The sequence below is a fragment of the Kitasatospora sp. NPDC059803 genome (assembly GCF_042732255.1).
GTDB lineage: Bacteria > Actinomycetota > Actinomycetes > Streptomycetales > Streptomycetaceae > Kitasatospora.
Genome location: NZ_JBHWIJ010000414.1, coordinates 1 through 5,781, shown reverse-complemented (window position 1 = coordinate 5,781; position 5,781 = coordinate 1). Strand labels below are relative to the sequence as shown.

Below are 5,781 nucleotides of genomic sequence, written 5' to 3'. Positions count from 1 at the left end.
CCGGGGGGGGGGGGGGGGGGGGCCGTGGGGGGGCCCCCCCGGCGTCGGTGGGGTGGGGACGGTGCTCGGGTGGGACCGCGGTCGTTACTTGACGACCACGGCAGCGGCCAGCTTCGACAGCGGCTCGCCCAGCGAGTTGACCGCGTCGGAGAAGGTCTTGCGCTCGGCCTCGGTGACCTTGTCGTAGGAGGTGAAGGTGCCGTCGGCCTGCTTGTACTTGGCAAGCAGGGCCTGGATCGCGGTGAACTCGGAGTCCAGGGTCTTGGACAGCTCCGGGTCCTTCTCGGCGGCGACCGGCTTCAGCAGCTCGTAGGCCTTCTGCGCGCCCTCGACGTTGGCCTGGAAGTCGGCCAGGTCGGTGTGGCTGTAGCGGTCCTCCTCGCCGGTGATCTTGTTGGTGGCGACCTCGTCCAGCAGCTCCTTGGCGCCGTTGGCCATGCTGGTCGCGGTGATCTCGGCCTCGGGGATCTTCTTCTGCCAGTCCTTGAGGTCGTTGACCAGCTGGTCGGCGAGCTTCTTCTCGTCGTCGCCGATCTTGGCGTCGGCCCAGAGCGACTTCTCCAGCTTGTGCCAGCCGGTCCACTCCTGGCCGGCCTCCAGCTTGTCCTCGCGGGTGTCGGTCTTGGGGTCGACGTCGCCGAAGCTCTCGGCCACCGGCTCGGTGCGCTCCCAGCCGGTGCGCGACGGCGCGTACAGCGACTTGGCCTTCTCCACGTCGCCGGCCTTGATCGCGGCGGCGAAGGCCTCGACGGCCGGGATGGTGGCGTCGGCCTGCTGCTGGGCGTACGTGCGGTACGCGTCGACGGCGGCGGTCAGGCGCGGGTCGGCGGCGGCGGTGCTGGCGCCCTCGCCGGTCACGGTGATCTTCTGGCGGATGCCGTCGCCGACCATGCCGGGCTTGCAGGCGATCTCGTAGGAGCCGGCCTTGATCTCGGCGTTGATGGTGGCCTTGGTGCCGGGGCCGATGTTCTCGCGCTCGGTGATGATCTTGTCGCCGGCGCCGTAGACGTAGACCTCGGTGGTCTTGCCGCCCTTGTTGCTGATGTCCAGGACGACGTGGCCGGCCGGGAAGCTGGTCTTGGAGACCTCGCAGGCGGTGTCGGTCGCGTTGATCTTGACCGCGTCCGCGCCGCCCGCCTTGTCGTCCTTCTTCGCCGCACAGCCCGCCAGGGTGGCGGTCGCCACGGCGAGGGTGAGCAGCGCGGCTGCGGTGGAACGGCGACGGGCGGACATGCGGGCTCCAACGGAAAAGGGCATGGGTGTGCCAGGGCGGGGCAGGGCTGAGCACCGGTGGGGCGTCGGACCAGCGACAACCCCGCCTTAGCTAAGGCATACCTTACGTAAAAACTTTTTTACGTCTACACCCGCCCCCGTCGGAAGCGGGCCGACCGCCCAGCCCGCCCCGCCCCGACCGGGCCCACCCCGCCCCGGACCCGTCAGCGCCCCGGACCCGTCAGCGCCCCGGCGTACGGCGCGCGGCCGCCCGGGCCGTCCACCGGCCCTCGTGCCGGCTGATCCGGATCGGGTGGCCGAAGGTCACGCTGATCAGCCCGGTGGTCATCACCTCGTCCACCGGCCCGGCCGCCACGCACTCCCCGTCCCGCAGCAGCAGGGCGTGGGTGGTGCTCTCCGGCAGCTCCTCCAGGTGGTGGGTGACCAGCACGCTGGCCAGCTCCGGGTGCTGGTGGCGCAGCAGGTCCAGGCTGTCCAGCAGCAGCTCGCGGGCGGTCAGGTCCAGCCCGGTGGCGGGCTCGTCGAGCAGCAGCAGGCGGGGGCTCGGCATCAGCGCGCGGGCGATCAGGGCCCGGCCGCGCTCGCCCTGGGACAGGGTGGTCCACGCCGACTCGGCGATCGCGCCCATGCCGAGCGTCTCGATCAGCTGCTCGGCCCGCTCCAGCACCTCGGGACCGGGCTTGCGGTGCCACTCCGGCTCGATGGTGTTGGTGTGCCCGGTGAGCACCACCTCGCGCACGCTCAGCGGCGAGCGCAGCGGGTGCCGGGGGTTGACGTGCCCGAGGTGGGCGCGCAGCTCGCGGATGTCCACCCGGCCGAGCCGGCGGCCGAGCACGTCCACCTCGCCCCGGGTGGGGTGGGAGACCGCGCCGAGCAGGGCGAGCAGGGTCGACTTCCCGGCGCCGTTGGGGCCGAGCAGCGCCCAGTGCTCGCCCGGCTCGATGGCGAGGGTGATCCCGCGCAGCAGGTGGCGGCCGTCGCGTACGACGTCCACGTCCTGGGTGCGCAGCAGCGGGCCGTCGAAGGACGGGACGGACGAGCTCATGGGGGCGGACCTCCGAGGTACGGCGCCGGACAGGGTGCGGGCGGGGCGCCGTACCGGACGGGCCGGCGCCGACCGTCTGCGTGCAGAGTACAACCGTCGCCGCGCGCGGAGCCGGGCCGTCCGAGGAGTGGACGCTCCAGAACCCTGTCGCGCAGCGGGAGTTGGGAGGATGATCGGGGGATTCGGAGGGGATGAGGGGAGCGCCGATGCCGACCGACGGGGAAGCGGCCGAGGACCGGGCGGCCGACACGCTGCACGGACTGGTCGAACTGCGGGCCGGGCAGGCACCGCAGGCGGTGGCCGTCCGCTGCGGCGATGCCGAGCTGACGTACGGGGAACTGGACAAGCGGGCCGACGCCCTCGCCCGCCACCTGGCGGCGCGCGGCCTGGCCCCGGGCGGCCGGGCGGCGGTGGCGCTGGGCCGCGGCACGCAGGTGTACGTCGCGCTGCTCGCGGTACTGAAGGCGGGCGCCGCGTACGTGCCGCTGGAGCCGAGCGCGCCGGACGCGCTGCTGCGGCACGTCCTGGCCGACGCCGCCCCGGACCTGGTGGTGACCGAGGAGAGCCACCGGGTGCGGCTCGCCGACGCGGGCCCGGCGCAGATCGTCTGCCTGGACACGGCCGACCTCACCGAAGCGCCGTCCGACCCACCGGGGGCGCCCACCGGCCCGACGGACCTCGCCTGCGTCCTCTACACCTCGGGCTCCACCGGCCTGCCCACCGGGGCCCTGGTCGAGCACCGCAACCTGCTGTCCGCGTACCGGGGTTGGCGCGAGGTGTACGGGCTGTCCCCGGCGGACCGGATCCTGCAGACGTCGAGCCTGGAGTTCGACGTCTTCACCGCCGACTGGGTCCGGGCGCTGGGCTCCGGAGCCACCCTGGTGGTCGCCCCGCGCAACCTCACCCTGGACCGCACCGCCGACCTCGCCGGCCTGCCCGCTCTGGTGGCCGCCGAAGGGATCACCGTCCTGGAGCTGAACGCCCGCCTCGCGCGCCGGCTGGCCGCCCATCTCGCCCGGAGTGGCGAGCCACGAACAGGCGAACCCCTGACCGGTACGCCGCTGCCCGGTGTGCGGCTGCTCACCGTCGGCGCCGAGAAGTGGTACCTGGACGAGCAGTTGGGCCTCCAGCGGCTGCTCGGCGACGGGACCAGAGTGCTCAACGTGTACGGCCTCGCCGAGGCCGGCGTGGACAGCACCTACTTCGACGCGCAGGGCACGGCGGCCACCGGGGACGGCGAGCGGGTCTCCCTGATCGGTCGGCCGTTCCCCGGCACCCGGGTGTACGTGGTCGGCCTGAACGGCACCCCGGTGCCGCCGGGGCAGGCCGGCGAGATCGCGATCGCGGGCGGCGGCCTCGGCCGGGGCTACCTCAACCGGGCCGACGACACCCGCCACCGGTTCGTCCGGGCGGACTTCGACCCGGACGGCCGGGTACTGCTGACCGGGGACATCGGCCGGCTCCGGGACGACGGCGTCCTGGAGTTCCTCGGCCGGGCCGCGCACGTGGTCGGGCCGGTCCCCTTCGCCCGCAAGGCCGCGGTGGTCTCCCGGGTCGCGGCGGCGGCCCGGGCCGAGGGCCGGCTGCGCGCCCACCCGGCGGTCCGGGAGGCGGTCGTGGTGGAGCTGGAGCTGCGGCCGGGCCGGCGCAGCCTGGTCGGGTACGCGGTGACCGCGCCGGACGCGGACGGGGCGGACGGCTGGTCGCTCTCCCAGTACCTGGCGGCCCAACTGCCCGGCGGCGACGTGCCCGAGGCCGTCGTCCCGGTGCCGGAGCTGCCGCGCACCCGGGCCGGAAAGCTGGACCGCGCCGCGCTACCGCTGCCGGCCCCGCCGAAGCACACCGCCGCCGGATCGGCGAAGGCGGGGTCGCGCGCGGGGAAGGGCGGCGGCGGCAAGGCCGGGGGCGGGCGCAGCGGCACGTCGGACCTGCCGGGCTGCGTGGTGCTCGGCTGCGTGGTGTTCTTCTCGCTCATGGCCTGGGTCAGCACCAACGTCTTCTTCCCCGGCGCGACGCAGCTCGGGGCGGTGCCCGACGCGTACCACTTCTGGTTCGAGCTGCTCTACCTGTGCGAGAACCTCGCCTTCGGCGCCGGGGTGGCCTTCCTCTTCTTCGGCTTCCCGGCGGTGCTGCGGCAGGGGCGGTCGTACAGGCTGTCCCTGCTCACCTACCTCTCGGTGGTGTGGCTGCTGGCCTCCTGGTGGCCACAGGACAACCTGTACCGGCTCACCGACGCCACCGACTGGCCGCGCGAGACGGCGATGGTGTTCACCTTCAACGTGCCACTGATGGCGGCCGCGCTGGTGGTGCTGATCTTCCTGATCCGGCGGCCGGCCGTCCGGCGGTGACGGCTGCCCAGTCATGACGGCCTGCGCTGACGACCTGCGCTGACGGCCTGCGCTGATGATCGGTCAGCGCAGCGCCTCGAACATCCCGGCCAGCCCGTGGTGCGCGGCCGCGAGCAGCGCCTGCGCGGCGTCCAGCGCCTCGGCGCTCGGCCCGGCGAGGGCGAGGCCGACGGCGGGCTCCGGGTCGTGGCCCGCCGTCGGGATCAACGGCAGGAGGGTGACGTCGAGCCGGGCGCAGCGCGGCCGCAGCCGGTCGAGGTGGTCGTACAGCGCGCCCGGGGCGAGCCGGGCGCCGAGCGGCATCGCGTCCAGGGTGCGGACGAGGTGGCCCGGGCCCCGCACCTGGTCGAGGCGGGCCCGCAGCATGAAAGCCATGGCCGGGCCGGTGAGCCGCAGGTTGATCTCGGTAGGGGCGAGCCGGCGCTGCCGGTCGGTGACGAAGTCCACGTCGTACCAGCCGCGGTAGCCCTCGGCGGCCAGCCGCTCCCCCACCGCGAGGGCGAACCGGCGGGCCGTCCCGGCGGCGCCCCGGGGCACCGCGTCGGGGCCGACGGTGACGCCCTGGTAGCGGGTGCCGGCGACGTGCATGTCACCGGCGCCCACCGGGTGGACGGCTCCGTCGGGGCCGACCAGCGCGTCGTAGGTGAGGTCGCGCAGCCGGGCGGCCGGGCCCGGATCGACGTGCTCCTCCAGCAGCAGGCCGCCCTGGGCGGGCAGGAGTTCGGAGCGGACCAGGCGCCGCAGCAGGGGCCGGCCGCCGCCGGCGGCGAAGAGGTCGGCCGGATCCACCACGACGGTGCCGTAACCGCCGACGCCGTGCGGGCTCTTCAGCACGGTGGTCAGCCCCCGGGCGGCGCGGGCGGTCAGCCGGCGGGCCGCGCGGCCCCGGCCGGCCGGGCGTTCCTGCCGGGGGACGACGATGCCCGGGTGGTCGGGGGCGAGTTCGGCGAACAGGTCGTGGGCCGCCGCCTTGGACTCGTAGCGGTGCACCGCGGCCAGTTCGGGGCCCTCGCCTTGGGCGGCGGTGCGGCCCCAGGCGACCACCGGCCGGCCGAGGGCGGCGATCCGCGCTGCCAGGGCCGGCCGTTCGGCGAGCGCCCGGGCGACCGGCCGCCCCGGCGCGACCCCGCCGTGCCCCACGACCCGGCCCCACAC

At 74.9% G+C, this 5,781-nt stretch carries 4 protein-coding genes; 1 reads left to right on the top strand and 3 read right to left on the bottom strand.

Features of this window, described 5'->3' with window-relative positions; translation table 11 throughout:
• Positions 1-84: 84 nt before the first annotated feature.
• Positions 85-1,233, bottom strand: coding sequence for an iron uptake system protein EfeO (gene efeO / locus ACFV6I_RS36945; RefSeq protein ID WP_380430422.1), 1,149 nt, complete (start codon positions 1,231-1,233; stop codon positions 85-87).
• 220 nt (positions 1,234-1,453) lie between these two features.
• The gene (locus ACFV6I_RS36940; protein ID WP_380430419.1) at positions 1,454-2,278 is read right to left on the bottom strand and encodes an ABC transporter ATP-binding protein; all 825 of its coding nucleotides are present in this window, start codon (positions 2,276-2,278) and stop codon (positions 1,454-1,456) included.
• Between the two features lie 206 nt (positions 2,279-2,484).
• Between ACFV6I_RS36940 and ACFV6I_RS36935 the strand changes: the two genes are divergently transcribed.
• Positions 2,485-4,626, top strand: a complete 2,142-nt coding sequence (locus tag ACFV6I_RS36935; RefSeq protein WP_380430416.1) for an amino acid adenylation domain-containing protein — start codon at positions 2,485-2,487, stop codon at positions 4,624-4,626.
• Between the two features lie 63 nt (positions 4,627-4,689).
• Here ACFV6I_RS36935 and ACFV6I_RS36930 read toward each other — a convergent pair.
• The coding region (locus ACFV6I_RS36930) for a hypothetical protein (protein WP_380430414.1) at positions 4,690-5,781 on the bottom strand (1,092 nt) is incomplete at its 5' end.